Annotated in this window: 1 protein-coding gene; it reads right to left on the bottom strand. The window is 54.5% G+C overall.

Annotated features, from left to right (window positions below; all coding sequences use genetic code 11):
• Nucleotides 1-666 (bottom strand): IS110 family transposase (locus tag JSY17_RS25485; RefSeq protein ID WP_206403318.1); only part of this gene is annotated, 666 nt, incomplete at its 3' end.
• Nucleotides 667-954 lie beyond the last annotated feature (288 nt).

The following is a 954-nucleotide window of genomic DNA, read 5'->3' as shown; positions in this document are numbered from 1 at the left end:
ATCCAAGTCAGCTACTTCGTCATGCAGTTCGAGATAACGCCGTCCCAGCGACTTCAGGGCAATCCGGTAGGCAGACGCGACTTGACGATAGCTGGATAGATCTGGACGCCATGCTGCCAGCGTTCTAATCAGTTGCATGCGGGTCAACGTGCGTAATGACTCACGTAGTTCATCAGGCGCACTAACGATAGTGTTCTGGATCAGTTGCAAGGTAATGCGCCTGGCCTGTATGGCAGTCTTCCGACACACTTTGAGCACGCGTAACGATTCGACCATGCCGTCTCGTTTTTTTGGGGTAACGGTACGAATACCAGCGAAGGCCGCATGTGCGGCATTTCCAGCATCAAGGGTGTCATCTTTGCCCCGCTTGCGCCTGTCACTTTTATCAGGCGCAGTAACTTCAAGGACGGCGATTCCAGCCTGTTCCAAGTAGCGTAATAGGCCTGCGCCGTACGTGCCGGTGCACTCGATGCCCACTCGCAACACCTCACCAAACGAGCGCATCCACGTCAGCATTTGTTTGTAGCCCTGACGGGTAGTCGCAAAGCTCTCGCTGGCCAGAATACGATCCTGTTCATCTACGACTGCAGCGACGTGCAGATCTTTATGGGTATCTACACCGCCTACGACCTGTCTCGAAACACTGCTGACTTTAACGTTGCGCATGGCTGGTCGCTCCGATTCACCGAGCACGAACTGAACCGCTTCAACCGGACACCTGGACAAGACAGTAAAGTGACGTGGCGTCAGGCCCTTCTTGGGTCACATGTATCGGCAAGGCGGTCACCTTGACGTGCAGTGCTCCCGAATGGTCGACAGGTCCAGGGAAAGACATAAGGGTCGATCGGAGTGTGGGTCAGGCCACTCGGGACACTTCACGACCAGATCATCCATCATCGGTCTATCGCTGTGTGAGTCAGACCATATGGGAACACTGGCCAGTACATTCTTACT

This window comes from Pseudomonas capsici (assembly GCF_017165765.1).
Classification (GTDB): Bacteria; Pseudomonadota; Gammaproteobacteria; order Pseudomonadales; family Pseudomonadaceae; genus Aquipseudomonas; species Aquipseudomonas capsici.
This window is presented reverse-complemented; position numbering and strand designations above follow the sequence as displayed.